Below are 1,077 nucleotides of genomic sequence, written 5' to 3'. Positions count from 1 at the left end.
AGCGGTTCGTCGCTTCCCCGTTCGGTGGTGCGGGTGAGCGCCTGTACCGCACCGGCGACCTGGCCCGTTGGACCGTGGACGGTCAGTTGGAGTACCAGGGCCGGGTGGACGAGCAGGTCAAGATCCGTGGTTTCCGGATCGAACCGGGCGAGGTCCAGGCGGCGGTGGCCGCACACCCGCAGGTCCAGCAGGCGGCCGTGGTGGTGCGTGAGGACGTGCCGGGTGACAAGCGCCTGGTCGCCTACGTGGTGGCCGACGGTGACGGTGCTGAACTTGCCGATGTGGTGCGGGCGTTCGTCGCGCAGCGGTTGCCGGAGCACATGGTGCCGTCGGCGGTGGTGGTGCTTGACGTGCTGCCGGTGACGGTGAACGGGAAGCTGGACCGTAAGGCGCTGCCGGCGCCGGAGTACAGCGCGGGTGCCGGTCGTGGGCCGGTCACGTTGCAGGAGGAGCTGCTGTGCGGCGCGTTCGCCCAGGTCCTGGGTCTGGAGAGCGTGGGTGTTGACGACGACTTCTTCGCCCTGGGTGGTCACTCCCTGCTGGCCACCCGTTTGGTGAGCCGCGTTCGCGCGGTGCTCGGGGTGGAACTGTCGCTGCGTGCGCTGTTCGAGGCGCCGACCGTGGCCAGGCTTGCGGCCAAGCTGTCCGGCGCTGGTACGGCCCGGGTGGCGTTGCGGGCCGGTGAGCGTCCGGAGCGGGTGCCGCTGTCGTTCGCGCAGCGGCGCATGTGGCTCGTGGGTCAGATCGAGGGGCCGAGTGCGACCTACACCATTCCGACGGTTCTTCGGCTGACGGGCGCGGTGGACGGCGATGCGCTGGGTGCGGCGCTGCGCGATGTGCTGGGGCGGCACGAGGTGCTGCGCACGGTCTTCGCCGCGGACGAGAACGGCGAGCCCTACCAGCGGATCATCGCGAATGAGGATCTCGTGTGGGAGCTGGAGGTAGCCGAGGTCACTCAGGACGAGCTGGCGGGCGCGGTCGCCGCGGCCGCGGGGCACGTGTTCGACCTCTCGCTCGGTGTTCCGATCCGGGCGTCGCTGTTCGTGGCGGGGCCGGACGAGAAGGTTCTGGTTCTGA

1 protein-coding gene is annotated in these 1,077 nt (G+C 70.3%); it reads left to right on the top strand.

Features of this window, described 5'->3' with window-relative positions; translation table 11 throughout:
* Nucleotides 1-1,077: condensation domain-containing protein (locus ABD323_RS41530; protein ID WP_344447272.1), on the top strand; the 1,077-nt coding region annotated here is incomplete at both ends.

It is taken from the genome of Kitasatospora nipponensis (assembly GCF_039528135.1).
GTDB lineage: Bacteria > Actinomycetota > Actinomycetes > Streptomycetales > Streptomycetaceae > Kitasatospora > Kitasatospora nipponensis.
This window is presented reverse-complemented; position numbering and strand designations above follow the sequence as displayed.